The following is a 23,879-nucleotide window of genomic DNA, read 5'->3' on the forward strand; positions in this document are numbered from 1 at the left end:
AGTATACCGTCCGGACTGTAAAATTGTCAATTTATAATAAAAATTCTTTCTATTTTGACTCAGGTGAGTTTTTTATGAAACATCAACCATGAAACGGACATAGACTCTTTTGCCCCACATATTAAGGAAAAGACTCGACAAAACGTGAAATGAAAAAACTGGCACTCTTTTTGCTCAGTTAACGAAATGAACGTTCACATTTAAAAAAAGTCAAGGAGGAACGAGAGAATGAGTCAAAAAAGTATGACGTATCATCATCGCTATCAACAAGAGGTCGATCGTTCTTATACGCTCCCATCTTATTTCTACACGGACCCGCAAATTTTTGAAGAAGAGAAAAATACAGTTTTTTATAAAAATTGGTTTTATGTAGGACATATTGAAAAGGTTGCGGAACCAGGGGATTACTTCACGTTTCAATTGTTTGATCAAAATCTTTTCGTTATGAGAGGGAACAATAGCATCATCCGTGCGTTTTACAATGTTTGTCCGCACCGTGGTCACGAATTGCTGAAGGGGGAAGGGAAGAAATCTATTATTTCCTGTCCGTATCATGCATGGACTTTTCATACGGATGGTCAATTCAATAACGGTCGTGCCGTTAACCAGTTGAAAGACTTTAGTCGCGATGAGGCATGCTTACGGCAGGTGAGGGTTGAGCAGTTCGCAAACTTCCTGTTTTTAAATCTTGATCCACATGCACCGTCCATGCAGGAAATGATGCCCGGTTTGGAAGAAGATATTCGTCAGCGCATACCGGAACTTAATAAATTAACACTGGCTCATCGAACGACTTATAAAATCGAGGGGAACTGGAAGAACGTCTGGGATAACTATTTGGAATGTCATCACTGTGCCATCGCTCATCCACAATTAGTTGAACTTATAGATATGAGCAGCTATAAGGTGCAAAACTTTGACTATTATTGCATGCAAACGGGATGTGGGCGGCATGCTCTTCGCTTCCATTTTTATTGCCATTACTGTTACGGGGAATATTGTGGGAGGAAGTGCAGCTCAGCTTAGCACGTCACGTCTACTATTCGCGATGGGACGAGACAATGTGATTCCTAGAAAGTTTTTCGGCTATGTTCATCCACGCACCGGAGTACCTATATTCAACGTGATTTTAAGCGGGGTATTTTCGCTGTCGGCTTTATTTTTCGATTTGGAGACAGCGATCTCATTTTTTAGTTTTGGCGCGTTTACTGCGTTTACATTTGTTAATTTATCAGTCATCGCGTACTATATTGTGAAAAAAAGACTGCACACACCGAAAGCGATTATACTGTACCTGATATTTCCAATCATTGCCCTAAGCTTTATTGGAATGCTTTGGTACAATATGGATAGTAAAGCGCTTGCACTTGGGATTATGTGGAATGGTATAGGGTTTGGTTATTTGTTGTATTTGACGAAAGCATTCCGGGAAAAGCCGCCACAGTTTATTTTTGAAGAGAGGGTTGACAAAGCCCTCTCTTCTCATGCTGTTGATGATTCCATCCCTACACTGTAATCGTCTCACCCAGAACTTTCTTAAACTCTTCTGTAAGCAGAGGAACGACTTCAAACAGGTCACCAACAATACCGTAGTCCGCAATCTGGAAAATCGGCGCTTCCGGGTCTTTGTTAATCGCGACAATAACCTTGGAGCTGGACATGCCCGCCAGATGCTGGATTGCGCCCGAGATACCTGCCGCAATGTACAGATCAGGTGTGACTACTTTCCCGGTCTGGCCGATTTGTAAGGAGTAATCGCAGTATTCGGCATCGCATGCGCCACGAGATGCGCCAACTGCACCACCCAATACGTCTGCCAGCTCTTGCAGCGGTTTGAACCCTTCCGCCGACTTCACGCCACGGCCACCGGATATGACGACTTTCGCCTCCGACAAGTCCACGCCGCCTGCCGTTTTGCGTACGATATCCTTTACGATCGTGCGCAGGTCTTTGATCNATTATTCGGCTGTGGCAAACACGGTACCGTTCGTTACAGTCTTCTTCTCAAACGCTTTCCCCGCATAAATCGGGCGGGTGAACACGACCTTGCCGCCTTCTACCTGTACATCGATCGCATCCGATACGAGGCCAAGGCCAAGGCGAGCGGCAATGCGCGGTGCCAAGTCTTTTCCGATCGCTGTATGTGGCATGAGAATGGCATCCGGCTGAACGTCTTCAATGACCTGACGCAAGGCCTGGAAATACGCATCTGTCGTATACGTATCCAGCTCTTTGTTTGCAACCGCATAAACTTTTACGGCTCCATATTTCCCCAGCTCAGCCACATAGTTGGCCGCATCGCTGCCGAAGGTTACCGCGACGATGTCGCCGCCTTCCGAGATGCGTTGCGCTGCTGTCAGCGCCTCAAAGGATACGTTCCGTAAGCTTTTGTCTCTTGCTTCTGCTACTACCAATACTTTTTTGCTCATATCGCTCGTCCCCCTCTGACCTTAGATTACTTTCGCTTCGTTGCGAAGAAGCTGTACCAGTTCTTTCACTTGATCCTGCACATCGCCGCTCAATATACGACCCGCTTCTTTTTTCGGCGGCAGGAAGGTTTCAATGACGCTCGTCTTCGCCGCAACCTCTCCGTCGATGTTCAAGTCATCTACCGTGAGACGTTCCATCGGTTTTTTCTTCGCTTTCATGATGCCTGGCAACGAAGGATACCGTGGTTCATTCAAGCCTTGCTGTGCTGTAACCAACACGGGCAGGGATACTTCGATCGTCTCGATGTCCCCTTCTACATCGCGCTCGATGGTCGCTTTTCCGCCATCCACGGTAAGTTTGGTAATGGTGGTTACCTGTGCGATGTTCAGCTCTTCCGCCAGGCGAGGGCCCACTTGACCGGACCCGTTATCCACCGCCATGTTTCCGCCAAGGATAATATCGTATTCGCGGTCCTTGATAACGGCGGCTAGAATTTTAGCGATACTGTATTCATCCGTCTCGATGTCTTCATCATCGACGATGACAGCTTTGTCTGCACCCATAGCAAGTGCGGTCCGCAGCGCGCTCTCGGCACGTTCCGGTCCGACCGTAATAACGGTGACTTCGCCGCCGTGCTCGTCGCGTAGCGTAATCGCTTCTTCCACTGCGTACTCATCGTACGGATTCATGATGAATTCGACCCCATCTTCGCTGACCGCGTCATTTTCGAGCACGATTTTCTCTTCCGTATCAAACGTTTGTTTGATGAGAACTAAAATATTCATTGTATCCCTTTCCTCCTATACGTGCGTTCTAGGTAGTGCTGTGCCAATATTGAGGGCCGACATCATTCCTTCATAGGTTGCCTCTTCGAGAGTTCGGGGTGCAAGGCAGTCTCCAATCTGACGGACGACCGGTGCCAAGCCTTTCACCTGCTCATACAGTTCGATGTTAGGAACACGTCCCAGTGATAAGACAACGGTATCCCAGTCTGTTAGTTCGTCCTTATCGTACGTAAACAAATTACGGATAATCACACGGCCATCATGGATGCCGCCAAAATCATAATGAGGACGAAGTTGCACCTTCAACTGATAGAGTTTCTTCAAATACTCATTGCGAAGATATTGATGGACCTCCTGTCCGATATGAAGTTTGGCAGATAGCAACGTAACGTTGTGTCCTTTTTCCGCTAGGAATATAGCGGCTTCTATTCCAGGCCAATCGCCTGCAAAATCAAATACTACTACACGATGGCCTATCGTCATGGTACGACCGCTAAAAAGAGTATCAACCGTTATCACGCGAGAATCATTCATTCCTTCTGTATGCGGAAGATAAGGTCTGGAACCTACGGCACATATAATCGCATCAGGTTGTAGCTCAGATATATTTTCAGGGGTGATTTTATGCTCCAACCGGAGAGTTACGTTGCTTTGCGCCAGCTTACGCGAATAGTTATCCAGCATTGTTTCCGCTAGTTCCTGGCGCATAGGAGCCCGTCGCATCGTCCGCAACAAGCCGCCAATTGTATCGCTTTGATCGACAAGGGTAACTTCGTGTCCCTGCGCATCAGCAGTCAGTGCAGCCTGCAACCCGGCAGGTCCTGATCCTACGACGAGTACACGCTGTTTCGTCTTTGGACGTTGGATAAGCGGCAGCAACTGAGCTTCCCGACCTGTCACCGGATTTTGCACGCACCCGATAGTAAGGCCTTTATGATAATGACCAATACAGGCTTGCAGACAGCCCAAGCAAGCATCAATCGATTGAAGTTCTTCCCGCATCGCTTTGTTTGGCATTTCCGGATCAATAATCAAAGCCCGGGTCATTCCCACTACATCTGCCTTTCCACTGGCTACAATTTGTTCCGCTTCTACAGGATCGACAATCCGTGATCCAATAAAGACAGGAACGGCACCGGCCATCCTAAGCTTAAATCCGTGTGGAGAGAGATAGGCGTGCTTCATAGGGGATGGCGGGGCAATATGGGTTGAGCCGGCATATGTGCTTGAGTCACCTGCTGTAACATTAATAAAATCAACGCGTACTTTGTCTACCAGATATTCAACGATGTTCACGGCATCGGCTACGGTCGTACCGTCCATAGTCATCTCGTCTGAGCTCATTCGGATTCCTACTGTATAATCTTCTCCTACTGCCTGCCATACACGTTCTAGAATTTCGAGAATAAAGCGCATACGATTTTCGAAAGAGCCGCCGTATTGATCCGTACGGTGATTAGTATGACTAGACCAGAACTGTGCTGGAAGGTAGCCATGGGAGCAACAGATTTCTACTCCGTCGAGCCCGGCCTCTTTGGCTAACATGGCTGACCTGGCAAATCCGTCGATAACCTGCTCGATTTCCTCCAAACTCATTGGCTTAGGCATGGCACCGAACCGTAAACTTGGTTCTGCCGAAGGAGCCCATGCTGCGTTTCGGTAATCGCTTGATACTACTTCTCTCCCCCCATGAAATAGTTGAGCGAATACTTTTGTTCCATAATGATGCAATTGCTCGGCAATTTCAGAGTAAGCAGGTACCACATTAGCATCGTATCCGGCAATGGTATGAGTGGTCAGCATGCCTGATGTGTGAACGGCAGCCGCTTCCAGTACGATGAGTCCGACTCCTCCTTTAGCGCGAGCTACATGATAGGCTGTCATGTCGGATGTAGGAATGCCGTTTATCACATGATTGGTTTGATGTGCTGTACTTAGAATCCTGTTCTTTAACTCCGTATTTCCAATCGTAATTTTTTTGAATAAATGTTTGAAATGCGTCATTATCATTTCACTCCTCTTCCTATGTTTGAAACAATGTCCTGGCTGTTCATTTTTTAATTAAAAGCAACTACCATGCCATTCTTTGCAAAAAGAGGTAGATACATGATAAAGACAGGATGTAGAAAGGCTGTACTCTGTAAATATATCTAAATATTTTGTTAAATCAAATGTATATTGTATAATAAACGCAACTTTATGATGCATAAAAGGTTCAAATGAAAAGAAAGAAGTCGTTGTAGGATATGTATAAATGCTTGAAAATAAGGAATTGTAGGTGGTTGTCGAGGTTGATTTCTCAAGCTTATCAGCAATAATTTTTTGATGCAAAATGTGTTCGTGATGTTGCGAAATGTGTTCAATTTATTAGTGTATTATAGATTGTTTAGGATAAGTGCGGAAAAGAGGTGTGAATTGATTGTGGCATGATTATTGCCTTATGAATCATTACTGCTTCTAAAATGTAAACGAGGTGATCGGTATGCATATAGAACAAAAAAATGAAGCTCTCACTGTATTTTCAGATAGCAATGTAGCAGAAGTAAAAGGTTTGTTGACGCTCAAATCATGCCCTATTCTTGTTGTGAATGATTCGTTGCAAGTCATAGGAATATTGGACGAGCCGCTTTTCTGGAAAAAAATCGCCAGGGGAGGGTGTGAAAAGCCGCTGGGATACTATTTGAATTATCGCTTTCATATAACCGAATCCATATTGGAATTGAGTGAAGAAGATAGTGAGAAATACGATTATTTTGTTGTAGAAGGCAATAAGCAATATACGTGCTATACATCATTTGAAGTAAAGGATTATCAAAATCAGCAAAAGATAAGCAGCTTATTGAAGTTGAATCATTCATTGCGCGAAGAGTTGGAAAGTTCACGAAAACAAAACAAGGAATTGCTGCAAATTTTACATTCCAACTATGATGAAATCTATGTAACGGATGCTGAAGGAAATACATTGTTCGTGAGTGAGTCGTGCAAGCGATTCACGGGTCTTCCCCCAGAAGCGTATGTAAACAAAAATATTAAAGAGTTGGTGGAAAAAGGGCTTATCGTCAACTCCGTTACACTAAAAACGATGAAAACGAAGACGGTTCAATCTGCTGAACAAGCATATCCAAACGGAAAAACCGTCTTTACTACAGCAAAACCTATTTTTGATGAAGAAGGGAAACTGTATCGAATTATCTCCAATGCCCGGGATATTTCTGAGTTGGTCGAGATGCGAAATAAGCTTGTCCGGGCGAATTCGCTTATTCATGATTCGGAGAGCAGGAATCCATACGCTGAAAAAACTGTTTTTTTCAATCGACTCATTACGCAGTCGGAAAATATGATATCGGTCATTGAGATGGCAGAGAAGGTGGCTCCTATGGACTCTTCCATCTTTATACATGGCGAATCGGGAGTAGGGAAAGGAGTATTAGCGAAAATCATACACGAATTAAGTCCGAGAAAAAATAAAAACTTTGTACAGGTTAATTGCGGAGCCATTCCTTCAAATCTATTGGAGTCTGAATTGTTCGGGTATGAAGCCGGAGCATTTACGGGAGCAAATAGGCAAGGGAAAGTCGGTCTTGTTGAACTGGCGGACGGGGGTACATTGTTTCTTGATGAGATCGGCGAAATGCCAATGGATCTTCAAGTAAAAATTCTGCACCTAGTTCAAGAAAAAGTCTTTAAGAAGGTGGGCGGTACACGTGAGAAGCAAGTAGATATCCGGATTATTTCCGCTACAAATAAAAACGTAAAACAGATGATAGAAGAAAAAACATTCAGGCAGGACTTGTATTACCGACTTCATGTTGTTCCGATTCGTATTCCTTCGCTTCGCGAAAGAAAAAAGGATATTCTATTGTTAATCGAACGTTTCCTTCATAAGTTCAACGAGAAATATTCACAATCAGTAGCTCTAGATGAAAGTTCTAAGCTCATCCTTCAATTACATGAGTGGCCGGGAAATGTAAGAGAGCTAGAAAACCTGATTGAGCAGCTCGTGGTAACTTCCAGGAAGCCTGTTGTCTCAATGGAAGATTTACCTTTTCATTTTACTAGAGAAGGTGGACAATCCATGGTTAAAGTCTCAGGGATTATGCCAATTAAAAAAGCGGTGGAAGAAACAGAAAAACAAATTCTCTCCTATGCGATTACCAAGTATAAAACGACAAGGAAAATCGCTAAAGCGCTAGATGTAAACCAAACGACGATTATGCGCAAATTGCACAAATATCAACTGACTACGGGCGAGGATATCATATTGTAAAAATACATTAAGTAAACAAAAAAATTAGAATAATTAAAAAATGGTACAAGAATTGCTTAATAAGAAAAGGCATACACCATTTTATTTAACAAGGAGGCAAGAAAATGGGTGAATTCCTTTTCAGCATTGGGTATGGCGGTTCACTAATAGTCATGGGATTATTCATGCGGGCTTTTCTTCAGAAGATGGAACGACAAACAACTAGTACACGGCAGGAGATCATGAATAAGGGCGAAAACAAAGGTAAAGAAAATTCCCATGAGAAAGTAGGGATATAATTGATTTTTACTCTCGGTATTATCGTATCGTTTGTCGTCTATGTTTTGATTGGTTTTTTCTTGTCCAGAAAAGTGAAAAGTTCAGAGGAGTATTACGTGTCGGGGCGCAGCGGCTCGACGCTGATGATTACAGGAACGTTGGTTGCTTCGTTTCTGAGCACCGTGTCTTTTATGGGAGAGGCAGGCTTTTCATATGACGGGTATCCGATTCTTTTGCTTATTCTTGTCATTTTCAACGCAAGTGGATATATATTCGGAGTATTCTTGTTCGGTAGGTATTTACGAAGGAGTCGTTCGTTAACCGTTCCTGAGTACTTTGGTAATCGTTTTCAATCGAACAAAGTGCGAATGGCAGCTGCGATTACTACGGTGCTTGGCATTGCCGCTTATTTGGTAGCGGTAACACAGGGAGCGGCCGTGTTGCTGTCTGAAATCTCCGGTGTTTCTTATGCTGTGGCACTACTTATCATGTGGGCGGTATACTCTTCTTTTACGATACTGTCCGGTGCAAAGGGTGTTATGGTCAACGATACAATTATGTTTTTCCTGTTTTCGGTAGCCACATATTTGGCTTTTCCATTCATTATTAAAGCAGCAGGAGGGTTTCCAGAAGCCATTACGAAAGCGTCCCATTTGCCTGCGCGGCCCGAGCTGCTTAGCTGGCATGGCATTACAGGATCGAATGCATATATGGGCACACCATGGGAGGCATTATTCTGGGCTGTTATTATGGGCTTGGTATGGGGAGCGGTCATTGCCATTAGTCCTTGGCAAAGCAGTCGCTACCTGATGGCTAAGAATGAACATGTGGCTATTCGGTCCGGTGCATGGGCTACTGTATCGATTTTGACGATTTATCTTTTCCTGCATATTAGTATTTCGACGATTACTACCATTAAGTCTGATATTGCGCCTTCTGAAAAAGTATTCATCTGGGCGGCGATGAATATTGTACCAACATGGCTGGGTGTTATCATTATAAGTGGTATTATGGCGGCAGCGTTGTCTTCTTGTTCTAGTTTTCTGCAGTTAATCGGCAGCAGTGTAACGCGGGATATTATGGAACAAGCCCGAAATAAAACGTATTCGGACGCTCAACTGCTGCGGGCGAGCCGTATTTCTATGATTATTATTAGCATTGTTATCTTGTTAATCGGCCTATGGCAGCCGCCATCTGTCATGTGGATTGGATACTTTGCGGCAACGTTATTTGCGGCTTCATGGGGGCCGGTGGCATTCTCCAGTATATATTCGAAAAAAGTAACGAAGGAAGGTGCTTTTTGGAGTATCGTTGTTGGATTTTTAGGCGTCATTTGTGGAGAAAGCTTACAAAAATTCGGCATCGAACTTCCCGTATATTTAAATCCCGTAATTATCGGTGTAATCGTGAGCTCATTAGCGCTTATTATCGGGTCAAAATTCGGGGTAGTGACCGATGCGGAAAAAGCTTTTCGGGAGAACATTCTCCAGCGTCCGATTATTCTGGAAGAAGCGGAAGAGATGGTTGTTACACGCAAGTATCCAGGGTATTTGATGGTAGGCGGTTTTATTATTATCATAATTACATTCGCTTTTTATTATTGGCCTGTTTCCCTGGCTATGCCATAACAGAAAAATAAGTAAACCGAACCTATTATGCAATCATGCGATGCATAATAGGTTCGGTTTTTTACTTTCGATGACCTGTTTTCCTTTAATCACCACCAGTAAAGGACGAGCGGCTCGCACAAACTAATTGTGGAGGTGAGAAAATGAATAAAGCGACAAAAAAGTGTACTGTTATATCGCTTGTTGCTATTATGGCAGGCTCCATTGCTGCTTGTAATCCGGCAGCGGCACCTAATAATACGAACCGCACGCAGAATTACGGAGTAAATCAATATCAGCCGAATGCCGCTACGCCGCGTAACTATGACGGCTTTTATCCATACAATACACAGTATAATGGAATGCAACCGTATGGAACATATACACCGAATGCCCATACAGGCTTACAGCCTAACAGTACAGTGTCTCATAATCAGGCTTTAGCGGATCGCATAGTGAACACAGCTACTAATGTGCCGGGAGTTACCCGCGCAACTGCAGTTGTTAATGATAAGGATGCAGTAATTGGACTCGATGTTACGAATATGACAAAAAGCAGAGCTATGATTGAACGTGATGTAGCAAACGCTGTAAGGAAAGCAGTCCCTGAATGTAATGTTCATGTAACGGCAGATAGGACTCTTCACCAACGAATTAGCACACTAGATTCTCAGGTGCGTTCAGGTCATCCTGTTCGTACGTTGGCCCAGGATGTTGGAACGCTTATTACTGATATCGGCCGTGCCGTGACTGCACCTTTTCGTTAAGCAAAAAGGGAAGACTTTGCAATCAAAGTCTTCCCTTTCCTTTACGGCCCATTTCTTTGGATGGTGTTTGATTTAACAACAAGAAGTATGCGTCAACGGATGAACTAATCGTATTGGCTATTTTAATTTGCTGTGAAGGAGTAGTCATACGTATTCGATCTGTCGGATTGCTGAGAAAGCCGATTTCTACCAGGACTGTTGGGCAGATTGAATGATTGAGTAGATACAGCCGTTTTCCTGGTCGTGGAAGCTCTGTCGTTTTATAAAGTTTGTTTAAGGAATGCTGCATTATATCGGCGAGCATAAAGCTTTGATTGTTCTTCTGATACAGGACGAGAGGTCCACGATTCGCAGGGTTTGAAGATGTATTCACATGAATACTTATCATGATTTTTGGAGACAGTTCCTGAGCCAGATGCTTGCGTTGCGCCAAATCTTTCTGATGGCGTGACGGCGTATTTAGCCACTGGTTTTCTTCGCTTAGGGCATAATCGCCTGTTCGGTTTAGGACTACGCTGTATCCTTTCAGTGATAATTGTTTATAAAGAAGCTGAGCCACTTGCAGGGTAATGTTTTTTTCGAGAATGTCTCCTGATACAGCCCCACCATCCACGCCTCCGTGTCCGGCATCGATAAGAATGTCTACAGGAGTATGAATTGTATGTACGGCTTCAACCAATGAAGGTGTAGAAATAAAAAAAGTACATAGTAAGATGATGGCGATACATGCCGGTTTTATAACGATTCCTCCTTTGCTGTAAAAGGTAACTCTTGCGGATAGTTTGCACAAATGACTAGACATGAATACAAAAATGAGTCGCCCCGGCATATATCCACAACAAAGAAACATGAGAGTCGTATGATATACAAGACTATATTTTACGAGAGGAGATGAAGAAATGGGCTTTAAAAAGGCGCATATGAACAGAATGTCCAGTGTTTTTCAAAGCCATATTGGCAAAAACGTAAAAATAAAAACAAAGGATCGTAAGATACATGAGGGGTATATCGAAAAAATAGACAATGAAAACGTGTATGTGGCTGTACCTCGAACGAAAAAAGCGGAAAAAAAAATAAAGACAAACGGCAATCGATTCAGACGGAGACACTTTACAAGTACCGTTGTGCCTTTAACATCAATAGGTGCCTTTTGGCTGGACTGAACCTATCCTCATTAAAATGAGGAGGCTCCTGTTTACTTCAGCTTTTCCTTTAATTCAATCTCATGATACGCCAGTTTTTGACGTACAATCGCTAAAAACATCGCAGGTGCCCGGTGCGCAATCGACTTGCCAAACCGTTTCTTTTGCTTTGTTTTTCCTGTCTTTTCGTCGACAATTATTTTCTTCGCCGGCTGTGCAAGAGCAATGATCTTGCTTGCGGATGGCGGTTTGTTTCCGGCATATTTCTTTTAAGCGAAACAAGTCTTTCATATACCACTTTGACCGTACCCATGGAGTGTGTTTCCCTTGTTTCACCGTTCTGTCCGGATGAAAACGATCCGGGTTCATCGCGCGGGTGGAGCGGTCCATTCGCCGCTGAATCCGACGTTTTTCTTCTTCGAATCTTTGCACCCGCGGCGCAAGCAGATGAAGGGTAACCTTTGTATCACTAACGATAGCGGCTGTTTGTGTTCCGATATCACAACCGGTCTTTCCTTGCCCGATTGTATGCTTGAATTGTCCCTGCTTATCCAACTTACGTGGCGGTATGCCTTCCAGCACGAGTTGCACTATATAGCGCACGGCCCCCCTGAATCACGATTCGTTTCAAGCGGCAGTATTTTACCCGGCTGCATAAAGCCATCTGCGCATACGTATCCATGTGCCGTTTGAAGTGTGCCGCCATGGGCTGCACGAATGCGTGAAGGCTGTATTCATTGAGGCCGTACTTTTCATGAAGCGTCTGTTTTTCTTTCCATAAAGGACGACGGACATGTTCAAGTGAAACCGCCTGATTCGTTCTATTCTTTTGATTTAAATATCGTCCTTTTTCTTCTTCGCGGTACGTAGCCCGAATCTGTTTCATTATCCGCTGGTATTCTGTGGATTGACACAGCAAATGATAACGGCGATATAGTTCTTTAATGCAAGCATTATAGATTTTCCTTGCGATTTCAAAGCGAACATCCAATTGTTTTGCCTGAAAATGTTCCACATGGAGAGGGAGTGTCAACACAAATGTAGGGGTCTTTTTTCGCACTGTTTTTGTCGTTTCTTTTCCTTTATTTCGTGCAACGATGGTGGTCACCTCCTTATCCTTCATTATGAAAATTATACCATAATCCCTACAAAATAAGAACGTATGTACTTGGAAATTTAAGAGAAGTATGGGTAATCAGCAGAGCGCGTGTTTATATGTACATAGTTTTTGGGTGTTTAATATGTCTAAAACAATAACTGATCTTTTGACATTCTGTCTAATGAAACTGCTTTCAAAGCTTTGTATAGTTAAAGTAACACGATGCTACCTGTTATATTAGAAGGTAGATTAATTAATAGGGGTGTTTGCATGACATTAGCAAAAGACAAGGTACAACATGTAAAGAACTTTGTAGGTGGAGTATGGGTAGAATCGACGGCGGAACGGTATGAGGAAGTGCCGAATCCGGCGACAGGTGAAACGATCGCATATGTCCCGATTTCTTCTCGGGAAGAGTTGGATCGGGCGGTGGCAGTGGCTAAAGAAGCATACAAAACATGGAAGAAAGTGGCGGTGCCGCGGCGTGCTCGAATTTTGTTCAAATATCAACAGCTTCTTGTAGAGCATTGGGATGAGTTAGCTCGTCTCATTACGATCGAGAACGGTAAAAGCTACGAAGAAGCATACGGTGAGGTACAGCGTGGAATTGAGTGTGTGGAATTTGCAGCTGGTGCCCCAACCTTGATGATGGGAACGCAGCTTCCTGACATCGCAACCGGGGTTGAATCAGGCATGTACCGATATCCGATTGGTGTAGTTGGCGGTATTACGCCATTTAATTTCCCGATGATGGTACCATGCTGGATGTTCCCGCTGGCGATTGCCTGCGGTAATACGTTCGTATTGAAGCCATCTGAACGTACGCCACTTCTGGCAAACCGCCTAGCTGAGCTTTTCACGGAAGCGGGACTTCCAGAAGGTGTTCTAAACGTGGTGCACGGTGCACACGATGTCGTGAATGGTATTCTTGAAAATCAAGATGTGAAGGCCGTATCGTTTGTCGGTTCACAGCCGGTGGCGGAGTACGTATATAAAACCGCCGCAGCGAACGGAAAGCGCGTTCAGGCCCTTGCCGGAGCAAAGAACCATTCGATCGTGATGCCGGATGCTGATCTGGATAATGCGGTCAAAAACATTATCGGAGCGGCCTTCGGTTCGGCAGGTGAGCGCTGCATGGCATGTGCCGTTGTCGTGGCCGTCGGTGATATCGCAGATGAGCTTGTACACCGTCTTACAGTGGAAGCAGAACAAATCAAAATCGGGAACGGACTGGATGAAGGTGTCTTCTTAGGACCGGTTATCCGTGATTCTCATAAGGCACGTACGATCGGATATATTGAAGCCGGCGAAAAAGAAGGAGCACGTCTCGTTCGCGATGGAAGAACGGATCAGGCGGCGAATGGAGAAGGCTATTTTGTCGGACCAACGATTTTTGACAACGTAACAACGGAGATGTCGATTTGGAAGGATGAAATTTTCGCACCTGTGTTGTCTGTTGTGCGTGTGAAAGATCTGGATGAAGCCATTGAACTTACGAACCAATCTGAGTTTGCTAACGGCGCATGCCTATATACGGATAGCGCAAAGGCGGTACGCCAGTTCCGGGACGATATTGATGCCGGAATGCTGGGCATTAATCTAGGTGTTCCAGCTCCGATGGCTTTCTTCCCATTCTCTGGTTATAAGAAATCGTTTTATGGCGATTTGCATGCCAACGGGCGTGATGGAGTAGAGTTTTACACTCGTAAGAAGATGCTGACGGCACGTTATTAAAGCGGGTAATTACTTTTGCATGGGGGCGATCGTATGATTTTGCAAAACAAAGCGGAGGATGTATTAGCGAAAGATCGTAAGTATGTGTGGCATCATATCACGCCTTATAATGAAGAAGTTTCTCCTACGGTAGCTGTTGAGGCTGAAGGGTCATGGATTACAGACATTAACGGGAAGCGTTATTTGGATGCAATGGCTGGACTGTGGTGCGTAAATGTTGGATACGGACGGGAAGAATTGGCAGAGGCGGCATATGAACAGCTAAAGACGATGCCTTATTTCCCGCTTGCACAAAGTCATCTTCCAGCTATTCAATTAGCTGAAAAGTTAAACGAATGGCTCGAAGGGGAGTATGTGATCTTTTTCTCCAACAGTGGTTCAGATGCTAATGAAACAGCCTTTAAAATCGCAAGACAGTATCATGAACAAAATGGAGAACCGAGCCGGTACAAATTCATTTCACGCTATCGCGCATATCACGGAAATTCTATGGGAGCTCTTGCCGCAACAGGTCAGGCTGTACGGAAATACAAGTATGAGCCGCTTGCCCCGGGATTTGTTCATGTTCGTCCACCGGACAGCTACCGTCGTCCAGCTGGCCAAAGTGTAGAGGAGTTCAATCTGCAATGCGCTCAGGCGATTGAAGATACGATTGTATGGGAGGGCAAGGAGACGGTCGCTGCTGTTATTATGGAGCCTGCCATTACGGGCGGTGGAATTATCGTGCCTCATCCTGTTTATATGGAAAAAGTGCAGGAGATTTGCAATAAGCATGGTGTCCTGCTAATTATTGATGAAGTCATTTGCGGATTCGGACGTACAGGCAAGAAATTTGGCCATATGCATTTCAATGTAAAACCAGATATCGTAACGATGGCAAAAGGACTGACGAGCGGCTATCTTCCTCTTTCCGCAACAGCGGTTCGTAAGGACATCTACGAAGCCTTTAAGAAATCGGCAGAGTACGGTTATTTCCGCCATGTGAATACGTTCGGTGGTAACCCCGCCGCCTGCGCGCTTGCCCTTAAAAACCTGGAAATCATGGAGAAAGAAGCTCTGGTTGAACGCGGACGTATACTCGGCGAGCGCTTACTGGAAGAAATGAAAGAACTCGAAGCCCATCCATATGTTGGAGATATACGTAGTTTTGGTTTTCTACTAGGAATAGAACTGGTGGAAGACAAAGCGACAAAAGAGCCTGCCTCTGCTGCTAGAGTCGGGCAGGTGATTGCGGAATGTAAAGCCAATGGATTAATCATTGGAAAAAATGGCGATACGGTAGCAGGCTTTAATAATGTCATTGCTTTGTCTCCGCCGCTATCCGCTACAGATGAAGATTTGGAGTTCATCGTTACTACATTAAAAGCTGCAATAAATAAGTTGATTTAATAGAAGAACCCGGCCGTAAGATGCCGCCGCATATGTATGCGACGCGTCGAATGGCCGGGTTTTATTACGTACTGAACAGAAGCTACAGCATGCCTCCAGTACAAAAAAATGAACTCACAAAGAAAGCCTATTTGCCTAGTACTACGGCTCTGCCTGGGCTTTTTTTTGTGAGTTCTGTTACACAGCTACTGTTTTTGCGACGTGACAAGACTAACTTGTCGAAGAATTTCGGCCCCGGTTTCACTCTGTACATGGATGGTAATCATTCGATTTTCCCCAGGGATTGCTCGATTAATCCGAAATAGCAGGTTTTCTTCTGCTGAAGCATTTGGTTTTACTAAAATTTGTTCCGGTACGGTTACCTCCCAGTGAGAAGGAAGGTTTTGGTAGCGGATTTTGAAGATGGACGATTGAGTCGATAGATTTTCTATTTGTAGAGAATACGTATAAATAATATGATCTTGCGTAACGACTCCCTGTAATTTTTTACCTAGGCTTACAGTAAAGCTATTGCTTGTAGAGATAGAGAATATCAATACTGATACGAATGCTGCCATTAGTAAGGTAAGCACGAGTCCCGTACCACGAAACATATTCTTTATCCCGCTCTGTTGCGAATGTTTGTCAGAGAGTGCGAATTGGAGAATACCGTATGGACAAGCGCTGCGGCAAAAGCGGTGACGCAAGCGGTGAATCATAATAAAAAAGACACCAGTGGTAATAATATAAGCCCAAAATGACCATGCTGCTGTATTTAATGTTACGATTTCTTTCCATAAATCGTGTGGACTGTAAAAATAGGCGATCATGCTAAACCCGATAATAGGAGCAAATATAAAGGAAAGTAATATATCTACCATGCTACGAAGCCATTTATTTTGATGTAATTTCTTTATTTTTAGTAATTTTGTTATATAGACGGAAAACGTATTATGCGGGCACATCCAGCCACAGAATTTGCGTCCGAACCACTTAGAAATGGAAACAAACGTAAACACAAGAATAAGAACCGTTAACATTAAAATATATCCGTCATGAAAAGAAAAACTTTGCCTAAATACGTAGAAGCGAAGGTGTATAAAATCAATACGGAAAATATCAAAGAGTGGAACAATAAAAAACAACAGTAGGATAAAAAATTGCATAAGTGTACGCTTCTTCAATGTGAATCACTCTTCCTATTCTTTTTATATAGAATAGTAAAACAATGAGTGTCCCCTGTATTCATCCACTTACAATATTTTCTACCCATCCACTTATGTTAGCATCATAAATGCTTGCTTTAATCTAAGGACTCCCTCTTCAATCAGCGGTGTTTCAGTTCTGCCGAATGTCAGACGCATGTGCCCTTTTTCGGAGCCTAATAAGCTTCCCGGAACGAATACAACACCGTTGCGCAGTGCCGCTTCAAGCAACCTGTATTCGTTCACTTCTCTTTTTAGACTGCACCATAGATGGACCCCTCCTTCCGGTGCATGAAATGTCACATAGTCGGACAGGTGTCGTTCAAGAGAAGCGATGAGTAGGTTTCTTTTTTCGAGAAGGCGTTGTTGCACATGGTTAAGATGTCCGGCAAATGTATCGGCTCCAAGGAACTCTGTGGCAATCCATTGAGGGAAGATGCTGTGGCCGAAATCCACCTGCTGTTTTGCATCTGCCAGGCGGGTAATGACTTTTTGCGGACCGACAATCCAGCCTATGCGAAGCCCCGATGCGACCAATTTAGATAAGGAGCTAATATAAAGAACATTCCCGTTCCTATCAAGCGATTTTAAGGTTGCAGTGTCGGCCTCTTTACTAAAGGGGATCAGGCTGTATGGATCATCTTCGACGACTGGAATACCTAGCTCGGCCGATAACTCTAAGATTTTCGTTCTGCGCTCGTGTGATAACAGTGTTCCAGTTGGATTTTGAAAAATAGGGTTCAAGAAAATCATTTTTATTTTATGTTTTTTGTATAAGGCAATAATATCATCAGGCTCCACACCCTGCTCTCCTACGGTCAGCAAGTGGGTCTTAATACGAGCGGACCGGAAGAGCGGCAGCGAATAAGCATAAGAAGGGTTCTCGATTGCTACTGAATCACCCGGATGTAACAGGCATTGTACAATCAAGTATAACGCTTGTTGGGCTCCGGAGGTAATTAAGATAGACTGGCTCGTACAATCGATCCTTTTGTATTCTTGTAAGTGGTCAGCAACAGTGTTCCGTAAACTCAGGTTGCCTTGGGAGTGATCGTAGCCGAGAGAATGGTTGAATTCACTCTGTGAAAGTATATGACGAAAGTCGGCATAGGGCGTTAAATCCGGAGCAAGTTCACCGCTTGCGAAGTTGATAAGAGACCGTTCCTGGATTTCGTCCTGAATATGCTGATACATAGGAAGATTAGGCAGGAACGAGCCGCTCTCAACATACAGGTTCCAATTCGGAATGCGGTTTCTGGTCAGGCCCCAGAAATCAGAGCTTACTTTGGTCCCGCTTCCTTTAATTCTCTCAACCATGCCTTTTGAATGAAGAACATCGTAGGCAGTAATAATCGTTCCGCGGTTTACTTCGAGCATTTTAGCCAGCGTTCGCTCTGAAGGCAGAATACTTCCGGGAGGATATTCGCCGTAAATAATCCTTTTTTCGATAAAATCGACAATCTGCTGATATATAGGAATATCACTATGTCTGCTCGGTTTCCAATCCATAACATTCACCGTCAATATGTAAGATTTTTAACGATATATCCATACCGGAATCATTATAACATATGAATGGACAGGCGCAGATGTCCGAGAAGATGTCGTTTTGTCCGGTACGCTAGCCATAAATTTGTTATGCGTAATGCCTGACTTTCATCGCCTTATATCTATCAAGGGCGCAATGATGACCCGAGAACCGTTCGCTTTGAGTTCTACAATAATCGCGGCGAACTAGTGAAGGCATTTACTAAGACGTCCTACCAATCGCAGCTCTGGTATTCGTTTGATTTAACCGAGCTTGGGGTCGGACCCCGTAAAATAAAGGTTATCGACGTTTATAAAAAAGGGGTCAGTGTCTCTGGACAGCTCTATTACTAGGACAAGCTTTACATTACACCTCTGCTTCGGCAGAGGTGTTTTGCATAAAATTCCTCTTTCGCTCAAACACTGAAGGAAACGAGCAATGGAAGGAGACACACAATGATTGCAATACAGTCTTCATTGGACGGACAGAGGGGAACGTTTAAGGAATTATTCGAGTTTTTTAATGCACACGATTTTGCGATTGGTGGAAATTGGGATATTGATGGTGGTTTTTTTGATTTGAAGATGGGTACGGATGAAGATGAAGGGAAGTACTATTTTTTACGGATTCCAGGTATTCCGGAACAAGGAAATTTTGGTGAGAATGGCGCAATCATTCGTCTGGGAACGCCTTTTTTACTCGTACATCATTATCAAAATGACCAGGACGATACAGCGAGGTACCGTACATACACTGCCGTTATGGATCAATTTGCAAGTCCGGTGGAAAAAGACGCGTCCGCTTCAGATGAATGGGTACGGCGTACTGAAGAATGGCTACGTAAAATTGAAACGGAATTTCCATTTGGCTGATTTTCCTGTGTTCACTCTCCTTTTTCGGGCTGAAATCTGATACGATAGAGTATAGAATGGGGAAGCATGGAAGGAGGAAGAGGATGAGTAAGGAGAATTCGTTTGATATCGTATCTAAGGTTGAGTTGACTGAGGTAACGAACTCAATAAACCAGGCATTGAAAGAGATTGAAAACCGTTATGATTTCAAAGGTAGCAAGAGTGGCATCACGCTGGAGAAAGAAGAACTGGTCATTGTCTCAGATGATGAGTTCAAGCTTGAGCAGGTAAAGGACGTCCTGAATAGTAAGCTTATAAAACGTGGCATCTCATTAAAAAGCGTTTCCTATGGTAAGGTGGAGCCAGCATCAGGCGGTACGGTTCGACAGCGTGGAAAAATCGCCCAAGGGATCGACGCGGACAATGCGAAAAAAATCAATAAGTTGATTAAAGATACGAAACTAAAGGTGAAAAGCCAAATTCAAGATGATCAGGTTCGTGTCACCGGTAAAAGCCGGGATGATCTACAGCAAGTTATATCTACCCTGAAAGCGGCTGATTTGCCGCTGGATTTACAATTTATTAACTTCCGGTAATACTGGAAAGCCCTGACGAAAAAGTCAGGGTTTTATTGCGCGGTTTTGCCTGCTTTGCGCGCACAATAAAGGAAAAGAAAGCAGGTGAGGCGAATGCCGACCACAATAGAGGAGCCGCGTATACTGGGAATTAAGCCATTTGAACCGGATCAGGTGTTTTTCGAACCAGATGCGCTTACGTATCCGCTTGGAAAAGAGTTAATGAAGCGATTTAAAGCAAAGGGTACGCCTATTTATATGACAACATCTCACAACCAAGTGCGTGGCATCCCAGGCGAAACCGAACTGGAGAAGTACCGCAATGCGAAACGTACCCTTGTTGTAGGTGTGCGCAAAACACTGAAGTTTGATACATCTAAGCCATCCGCCGAATATGCGATACCGTTATCTACGGGTTGTATGGGGCACTGTCATTATTGCTATCTCCAGACGACGATGGGTAACAAGCCGTATATTCGTGTTTATGTCAACATCGATGAGATTCTTGAACAGGCGGGTCGATATATTGAAGAGCGCGAACCGGAAATTACCCGTTTTGAAGCAGCCTGTACGTCCGATCCTGTCGGCATCGAACACATAACTGGAAATTTGAAACGCTGCATCGAATATATGGGACAGCAAGAGCATGGTCGTCTGCGCTTCGTGACGAAGTATGCGCATGTCGAGCCATTGCTTGACGCAAAGCATAACGGCCGCACTCGTTTCCGTTTCAGCATTAATGCTGATTATGTCATCAAAAACTTTGAACCGGCGACATCTCCATTCTTAGATCGGATTGAAGCAGCTGGGAAGGTGGCACAGGCGGGATTCCCACTTGGATTCATTATCGCGCCGCTATACCGGTTTGACGGCTGGCAAGAAGGTTATCGAGACTTACTGGAGCGGCTGGAAGCGATGCTCCCGAATGAGGCGAAAGAAGACCTTACATTTGAATTGATTCAACACCGTTTTACGAAAACGGCAAAAAAAGTTATCGAAGCGCGATACCCGAAGAGCAAATTAGAAATGAATGAAGAGGAACGGCAATATAAATGGGGACGTTATGGTCGAGGTAAGTATGTGTATAAAAAGGAACAGGCCAGAGAACTGCAGGAAACGATAGAAGAGATGTTGGTTTATCATTTTCCATATGCCAAAATTGAGTATTTTACTTGAAAATCTTGCATGTCTTTTTTAAAGTGCGGTATCATAAAGGAATAGTGTGCACATCGCTGGGAAGAGAAGTGCGTAAGGATGGGGGAACGGCATGGCAACTCCAAGTATGGAAGATTATTTGGAACGAATTTATACTTTGATTGAAGAAAAAGGATACGCACGTGTTTCCGATATTGCGGAAGCACTTAACGTTCATCCTTCTTCCGTTACGAAAATGGTACAAAAATTGGACAAGAGCCAATATTTAATATATGAAAAGTACCGAGGACTCGTCTTGACGAGCAAAGGTAAAAAAATGGGCAAGCGGTTGGTGGATCGACATGCATTGCTCGAAGATTTTATGCGTCTTATTGGTGTATCGGAGGACGTTATTTTCGATGATGTGGAAGGTATCGAACACCATTTAAGCTGGGATTCGATTACATGTATTGAGTACTTGGTACAGTATCTGCAAGAGAATCCCGCTCGTGTCGAAGAGCTCCGTCAATTGCGTGAAGCAGAAGATGAAATTGTAGAATAAATCGTATACGAAGGGTGTGGAGAACTGTTGGATTTCTCCACACCTTTTTTAAATTTGACTATTTGAATCTTTTTTTGGGAAAAAGAACGAGCGAAGGCACCCGCGCGTTTTTCTTACTTCTTAAATGCCTGCTTTCTGAGTACATTTACAAAGAAAAATCAGAAGGGGGAGAAAAGAATGAAGAGAATCAATGCGGTATTTGAAGGAGGAGGAGTCAAAGGGATCGCTTTTGTCGGAGCCATTACGGAATTTGAACAGCGCGGATTTAGCTGGCACCGTGTCGCTGGCACATCAGCCGGAGCTATTATCGCAAGCCTCGTGGCAGCAGGATATCATGCCGGTGAGCTAAACGAGTTGATGAAAGGGTTCGACTACATGGCATTACAGAAGAAACAGGGGCTGGCGCGAATTCCGGGAATCGGACCGTGGCTTAATCTTTGGATGAAGAAGGGCATTTATTCTGCGGATTATTTATATAATTGGATGGATATCCATCTTGCTGCTAAAAACATCCACGTTTTCGGCGACTTGCCACCCGATACATTAAAAGTTATTGCTTCTGATATTACGGATGGGAGACTGCTTGTTCTACCGGATGATGCTGAGCGAATCGGACTTTGCCCGCGTTCGTTATCGGTAGCGTTGGCCGTGCGCATGAGTGCCAGCCTACCCTTTTATTTTGAGCCGGTTATCGTTCAGAGGGAAGGGATGCCGGTCTACATCGTAGACGGGGGAATTCTGAGCCGATTTCCGCTCTGGTTATTTGAAGACGATAACGAATTGTATTATCCAACCATTGGATTTCGTCTTTCAGCCAGCTACGAAACGAAACCGTATCAAATTCACACGTTGCCGGAATATATGAATGCGATGTTGAAAACGATGATGCAGGCACATGACCAGCGCTATGTGGAAAAACAGCATGCGGCGCGCACGGTTTTTATTCCGACGGAAGGGATTCCAGCCGCCAAGTTTGACATTACTGACACAGAACGGGAATGGTTGTACGAATCCGGTGTAATGGCCGCTAAGCAATTCATGGGCCGTATGCCTTTGTTACGTCTCAAAAGAAAAACCTCTTGATACAGATCAAGAGGTTTTTGTCGTTTTATTTGGTTTGTTTTTTTTGCCTTCAATAACCCGGAATGGATTATCGCGGCGCAGGGACGGTTTCAAGCGGTTCATCTTTTTCAGCTTCGAAGGAGAGGCCGAAGCGAATGGCTTCGATGGCTGAACTTGCTGCTTTTTAAGCTTGTTGCGCTGTTTTTGCTGGCGCAACGCTTTTTGATACCCTTTATCTACTGGGCTGGAGGACATTCCAGCGCCTCGGGAAAGAAGCAACTTATTCACCAGAAAATACAGCACGGCCGCGATGGCACCGAAAATAAGAATAGACTTAAGCAACCCCCAAGCGTCTTTGTAAAGCTGAGTGGCAAATCCGACTCCGACAAGGGCAAGCACCACAACTGTGAAAACCTGAGACTTACGCGACACCCTAACACCTCATTTCGTTTGGAGTTTACCAATATTAAGAAGGTTAGCTAATTGAAATTGTCGTCGTGGGAGCGTTATGTTTCGCTTCATCCAGCTCTCGCATGCGGAGAAAAGAAGCAATAGCTACTTCCACCTGTTTATCATCCGGTTCGCGAGTAGTTATTTTCTGCAGCCACAAGCCCGGATACCCGAGAATGCGTAAAAAAGGAACATCACGCAGTTTGTTAGTGGCCTGTAGTGTCTCATAGGAAACACCGATAACAACAGGCAGGAGTAGGATGCGCTGATAAATTCTTTCCCAGAGGGAGTCGTAGTGAAAGAACGAATAAATAACCACGCCGACAAGGACTGTAAATACGATGAAGCTGCTGCCGCACCGGTAGTGCAGCGTGGAGAATTGTTGAACTCTCTTTACTGTTAATTCTACCCCAGCTTCATACGCATTAATCACTTTATGCTCGGCTCCATGATATTGGAAAAGCCTTTTAATCATCGGGGTTCGTGCGATAGCCAGAATATATACGAGCAGCAGGATAATTTTGATACCGCCCTCGATCAAATTCTGGACAATATTGTTGGTAACCCGCTGGAATAGCACATCTGCAAGAATAGCCGGAACCACGGTGAAGATTAATTTGCCGAATAAGAACGATAGAACACCGATAACCGCCACGCCGAGAATCATTGTCAGCTTAGAGGGTGCAGAACTTTCTTTATTCTCTTCACCCGGCTCGGAATCGTAGCGCTCCGTCGAAAAATTAAGGTGTTTGGAACCGTTGGCGCTTGACGAAATTAAGCCTACGATTCCCCTTAGGAAAGGGATTTTCTGGAGTTTCTTTACCCAGGGAATTTCTTCCTTTTGTTCTTCATAATATTCAATTGTATCGTCTTTGCGACGGATAGCAGTCACAGTATAGTGTTTTCCACCGAACATTACGCCTTCGACGACGGCCTGGCCGCCGTAGGCAGGTCTTGGTTGATTTGACAAGTTAAACACCTTCCTTACACCTTATTGTATCCCATTTATTCGGTGGTTTCTATATAAATTACATTCCGTATTTCGACATTTGTGC

23 protein-coding genes and 1 pseudogene are annotated in these 23,879 nt (G+C 44.2%); 13 read left to right on the top strand and 11 right to left on the bottom strand.

All coding sequences use genetic code 11. From position 1 onward, the window contains the following. Nucleotides 1–228 precede the first annotated feature (228 nt). Together AF333_RS08875 and AF333_RS08880 are read left to right on the top strand one after the other, a co-directional pair. Nucleotides 229–1,026 carry an aromatic ring-hydroxylating oxygenase subunit alpha gene (locus AF333_RS08875; RefSeq protein WP_052812287.1) on the top strand — a complete coding sequence of 266 codons (798 nt, stop codon included), beginning with the start codon at nt 229–231 and terminating at the stop codon, nt 1,024–1,026. Beyond that, entirely contained in the window at nt 1,001–1,516 is a 516-nt protein-coding gene (locus AF333_RS08880; protein WP_052812288.1) for an APC family permease, read from the top strand. The genes AF333_RS08875 and AF333_RS08880 overlap by 26 nt, the downstream gene beginning before the upstream one ends. Here AF333_RS08880 and AF333_RS34905 read toward each other — a convergent pair. The 4 genes and pseudogenes from AF333_RS34905 to AF333_RS08895 form a co-directional block, all read right to left on the bottom strand. Next, on the bottom strand, nt 1,506–1,956 hold a 451-nt coding region (locus AF333_RS34905; protein ID WP_235496280.1), incomplete at its 5' end, for an electron transfer flavoprotein subunit alpha/FixB family protein. The genes AF333_RS08880 and AF333_RS34905 overlap by 11 nt on opposite strands. A gap of 1 nt (nt 1,957) precedes the next feature. After that, nucleotides 1,958–2,429: pseudogene (locus AF333_RS34910) on the bottom strand (electron transfer flavoprotein subunit alpha/FixB family protein); the annotation flags it as partial. Between the two features lie 21 nt (nt 2,430–2,450). Beyond that, nucleotides 2,451–3,215, bottom strand: coding sequence for an electron transfer flavoprotein subunit beta/FixA family protein (locus AF333_RS08890; protein WP_053432674.1), 765 nt, complete (start codon nt 3,213–3,215; stop codon nt 2,451–2,453). Nucleotides 3,216–3,230: 15 nt separating this feature from the next. Next, nucleotides 3,231–5,219, bottom strand: coding sequence for an oxidoreductase (locus AF333_RS08895; RefSeq protein ID WP_043066165.1), 1,989 nt, complete (start codon nt 5,217–5,219; stop codon nt 3,231–3,233). A 478-nt stretch (nt 5,220–5,697) separates the two neighbouring features. Here AF333_RS08895 and AF333_RS08900 point away from each other — a divergent pair, with 478 nt between their 5' ends. The 4 genes from AF333_RS08900 (at nt 5,698) to AF333_RS08910 (ending at nt 10,114) form a co-directional block, all read left to right on the top strand. Next, complete coding sequence (locus AF333_RS08900; protein ID WP_052520833.1) at nt 5,698–7,482, top strand: sigma-54 interaction domain-containing protein; 1,785 nt, start codon at nt 5,698–5,700, stop codon at nt 7,480–7,482. Nucleotides 7,483–7,586: 104 nt separating this feature from the next. Beyond that, complete coding sequence (locus AF333_RS33530) at nt 7,587–7,760, top strand: hypothetical protein (protein WP_158502411.1); 174 nt, start codon at nt 7,587–7,589, stop codon at nt 7,758–7,760. Then, entirely contained in the window at nt 7,761–9,368 is a 1,608-nt protein-coding gene (locus tag AF333_RS08905; protein WP_043066164.1) for a sodium:solute symporter family protein, read from the top strand. Between the two features lie 143 nt (nt 9,369–9,511). Next, nucleotides 9,512–10,114, top strand: coding sequence for a YhcN/YlaJ family sporulation lipoprotein (locus AF333_RS08910; protein ID WP_052812092.1), 603 nt, complete (start codon nt 9,512–9,514; stop codon nt 10,112–10,114). Between the two features lie 22 nt (nt 10,115–10,136). Here AF333_RS08910 and AF333_RS08915 read toward each other — a convergent pair whose 3' ends face one another. From AF333_RS08915 to AF333_RS08930, 3 genes are all read right to left on the bottom strand, one after another. Next, on the bottom strand, nt 10,137–10,793 hold the full coding sequence (locus tag AF333_RS08915) for an N-acetylmuramoyl-L-alanine amidase family protein (RefSeq protein ID WP_235496282.1): 657 nt from the start codon (nt 10,791–10,793) through the stop codon (nt 10,137–10,139). 544 nt (nt 10,794–11,337) lie between these two features. Then, nucleotides 11,338–11,847 carry a hypothetical protein gene (locus AF333_RS08925; protein WP_144424219.1) on the bottom strand — a complete coding sequence of 170 codons (510 nt, stop codon included), beginning with the start codon at nt 11,845–11,847 and terminating at the stop codon, nt 11,338–11,340. Then, a complete protein-coding gene (locus AF333_RS08930) occupies nt 11,813–12,364 on the bottom strand; it encodes a hypothetical protein (RefSeq protein WP_052812090.1) in 552 nt (183 codons plus the stop codon). Before AF333_RS08930 ends, AF333_RS08925 begins: the two co-directional genes overlap by 35 nt. A gap of 261 nt (nt 12,365–12,625) precedes the next feature. Here AF333_RS08930 and AF333_RS08935 point away from each other — a divergent pair, with 261 nt between their 5' ends. Both AF333_RS08935 and AF333_RS08940 read left to right on the top strand, forming a co-directional pair. Then, the gene (locus AF333_RS08935; RefSeq protein WP_043066162.1) at nt 12,626–14,089 is read left to right on the top strand and encodes a CoA-acylating methylmalonate-semialdehyde dehydrogenase; all 1,464 of its coding nucleotides are present in this window, start codon (nt 12,626–12,628) and stop codon (nt 14,087–14,089) included. A 33-nt stretch (nt 14,090–14,122) separates the two neighbouring features. Beyond that, a complete protein-coding gene (locus AF333_RS08940; RefSeq protein ID WP_043066161.1) occupies nt 14,123–15,478 on the top strand; it encodes an aspartate aminotransferase family protein in 1,356 nt (451 codons plus the stop codon). 185 nt (nt 15,479–15,663) lie between these two features. On the opposite strand, the gene AF333_RS08945 is transcribed toward AF333_RS08940, so the two are convergent. Then, the gene (locus AF333_RS08945; RefSeq protein ID WP_161795275.1) at nt 15,664–16,497 is read right to left on the bottom strand and encodes a 4Fe-4S binding protein; all 834 of its coding nucleotides are present in this window, start codon (nt 16,495–16,497) and stop codon (nt 15,664–15,666) included. Between the two features lie 237 nt (nt 16,498–16,734). Continuing rightward, nucleotides 16,735–18,171, bottom strand: a complete 1,437-nt coding sequence (pdxR, locus tag AF333_RS08950; RefSeq protein WP_043066159.1) for a MocR-like pyridoxine biosynthesis transcription factor PdxR — start codon at nt 18,169–18,171, stop codon at nt 16,735–16,737. Between the two features lie 474 nt (nt 18,172–18,645). On the opposite strand from pdxR, the gene AF333_RS08955 reads away from it, so the two are divergent. The 5 genes from AF333_RS08955 to AF333_RS08975 all read left to right on the top strand — a co-directional run bounded on the left by AF333_RS08955 (nt 18,646) and on the right by AF333_RS08975 (nt 22,395). After that, nucleotides 18,646–19,062: a YugN family protein gene (locus AF333_RS08955; RefSeq protein ID WP_043066158.1), complete on the top strand. Its 417-nt coding sequence runs from the start codon at nt 18,646–18,648 to the stop codon at nt 19,060–19,062. 83 nt (nt 19,063–19,145) lie between these two features. Continuing rightward, nucleotides 19,146–19,637: a YajQ family cyclic di-GMP-binding protein gene (locus AF333_RS08960; RefSeq protein WP_043066157.1), complete on the top strand. Its 492-nt coding sequence runs from the start codon at nt 19,146–19,148 to the stop codon at nt 19,635–19,637. Between the two features lie 93 nt (nt 19,638–19,730). Beyond that, nucleotides 19,731–20,792: a spore photoproduct lyase gene (splB, locus tag AF333_RS08965; RefSeq protein WP_043066156.1), complete on the top strand. Its 1,062-nt coding sequence runs from the start codon at nt 19,731–19,733 to the stop codon at nt 20,790–20,792. A 91-nt stretch (nt 20,793–20,883) separates the two neighbouring features. Further along, nucleotides 20,884–21,312, top strand: coding sequence for a transcriptional regulator MntR (gene mntR, locus AF333_RS08970; RefSeq protein ID WP_021622957.1), 429 nt, complete (start codon nt 20,884–20,886; stop codon nt 21,310–21,312). A gap of 177 nt (nt 21,313–21,489) precedes the next feature. Continuing rightward, the gene (locus AF333_RS08975; protein WP_043066155.1) at nt 21,490–22,395 is read left to right on the top strand and encodes a patatin-like phospholipase family protein; all 906 of its coding nucleotides are present in this window, start codon (nt 21,490–21,492) and stop codon (nt 22,393–22,395) included. Nucleotides 22,396–22,401: 6 nt separating this feature from the next. Here AF333_RS08975 and AF333_RS08980 read toward each other — a convergent pair whose 3' ends face one another. Next, entirely contained in the window at nt 22,402–22,806 is a 405-nt protein-coding gene (locus AF333_RS08980) for an SA1362 family protein (RefSeq protein WP_043066154.1), read from the bottom strand. Between the two features lie 43 nt (nt 22,807–22,849). Further along, a complete protein-coding gene (locus AF333_RS08985; RefSeq protein WP_043066153.1) occupies nt 22,850–23,794 on the bottom strand; it encodes a DUF1385 domain-containing protein in 945 nt (314 codons plus the stop codon). Between the last annotated feature and the right edge of the window lie 85 nt (nt 23,795–23,879).

The organism is Aneurinibacillus migulanus (assembly GCF_001274715.1).
Taxonomy (GTDB): domain Bacteria; phylum Bacillota; class Bacilli; order Aneurinibacillales; family Aneurinibacillaceae; genus Aneurinibacillus; species Aneurinibacillus migulanus.

Bases quoted from the DNA above. Each gene is read 5' to 3' on its own strand.
- AF333_RS08875 (WP_052812287.1), top strand. From the start codon at position 229: ATGAGTCAAAAAAGTATGACGTATCATCATCGCTATCAACAAGAGGTC.
- AF333_RS08890 (WP_053432674.1), bottom strand. From the start codon at position 3,215: ATGAATATTTTAGTTCTCATCAAACAAACGTTTGATACGGAAGAGAAA.
- AF333_RS08895 (WP_043066165.1), bottom strand. From the start codon at position 5,219: ATGACGCATTTCAAACATTTATTCAAAAAAATTACGATTGGAAATACG.
- AF333_RS08900 (WP_052520833.1), top strand. From the start codon at position 5,698: ATGCATATAGAACAAAAAAATGAAGCTCTCACTGTATTTTCAGATAGC.
- AF333_RS33530 (WP_158502411.1), top strand. From the start codon at position 7,587: ATGGGTGAATTCCTTTTCAGCATTGGGTATGGCGGTTCACTAATAGTC.
- AF333_RS08910 (WP_052812092.1), top strand. From the start codon at position 9,512: ATGAATAAAGCGACAAAAAAGTGTACTGTTATATCGCTTGTTGCTATT.
- AF333_RS08935 (WP_043066162.1), top strand. From the start codon at position 12,626: ATGACATTAGCAAAAGACAAGGTACAACATGTAAAGAACTTTGTAGGT.
- AF333_RS08940 (WP_043066161.1), top strand. From the start codon at position 14,123: ATGATTTTGCAAAACAAAGCGGAGGATGTATTAGCGAAAGATCGTAAG.
- AF333_RS08945 (WP_161795275.1), bottom strand. From the start codon at position 16,497: ATGTTAACGGTTCTTATTCTTGTGTTTACGTTTGTTTCCATTTCTAAG.
- pdxR (WP_043066159.1), bottom strand. From the start codon at position 18,171: ATGGATTGGAAACCGAGCAGACATAGTGATATTCCTATATATCAGCAG.
- AF333_RS08955 (WP_043066158.1), top strand. From the start codon at position 18,646: ATGATTGCAATACAGTCTTCATTGGACGGACAGAGGGGAACGTTTAAG.
- AF333_RS08960 (WP_043066157.1), top strand. From the start codon at position 19,146: ATGAGTAAGGAGAATTCGTTTGATATCGTATCTAAGGTTGAGTTGACT.
- splB (WP_043066156.1), top strand. From the start codon at position 19,731: ATGCCGACCACAATAGAGGAGCCGCGTATACTGGGAATTAAGCCATTT.
- mntR (WP_021622957.1), top strand. From the start codon at position 20,884: ATGGCAACTCCAAGTATGGAAGATTATTTGGAACGAATTTATACTTTG.
- AF333_RS08975 (WP_043066155.1), top strand. From the start codon at position 21,490: ATGAAGAGAATCAATGCGGTATTTGAAGGAGGAGGAGTCAAAGGGATC.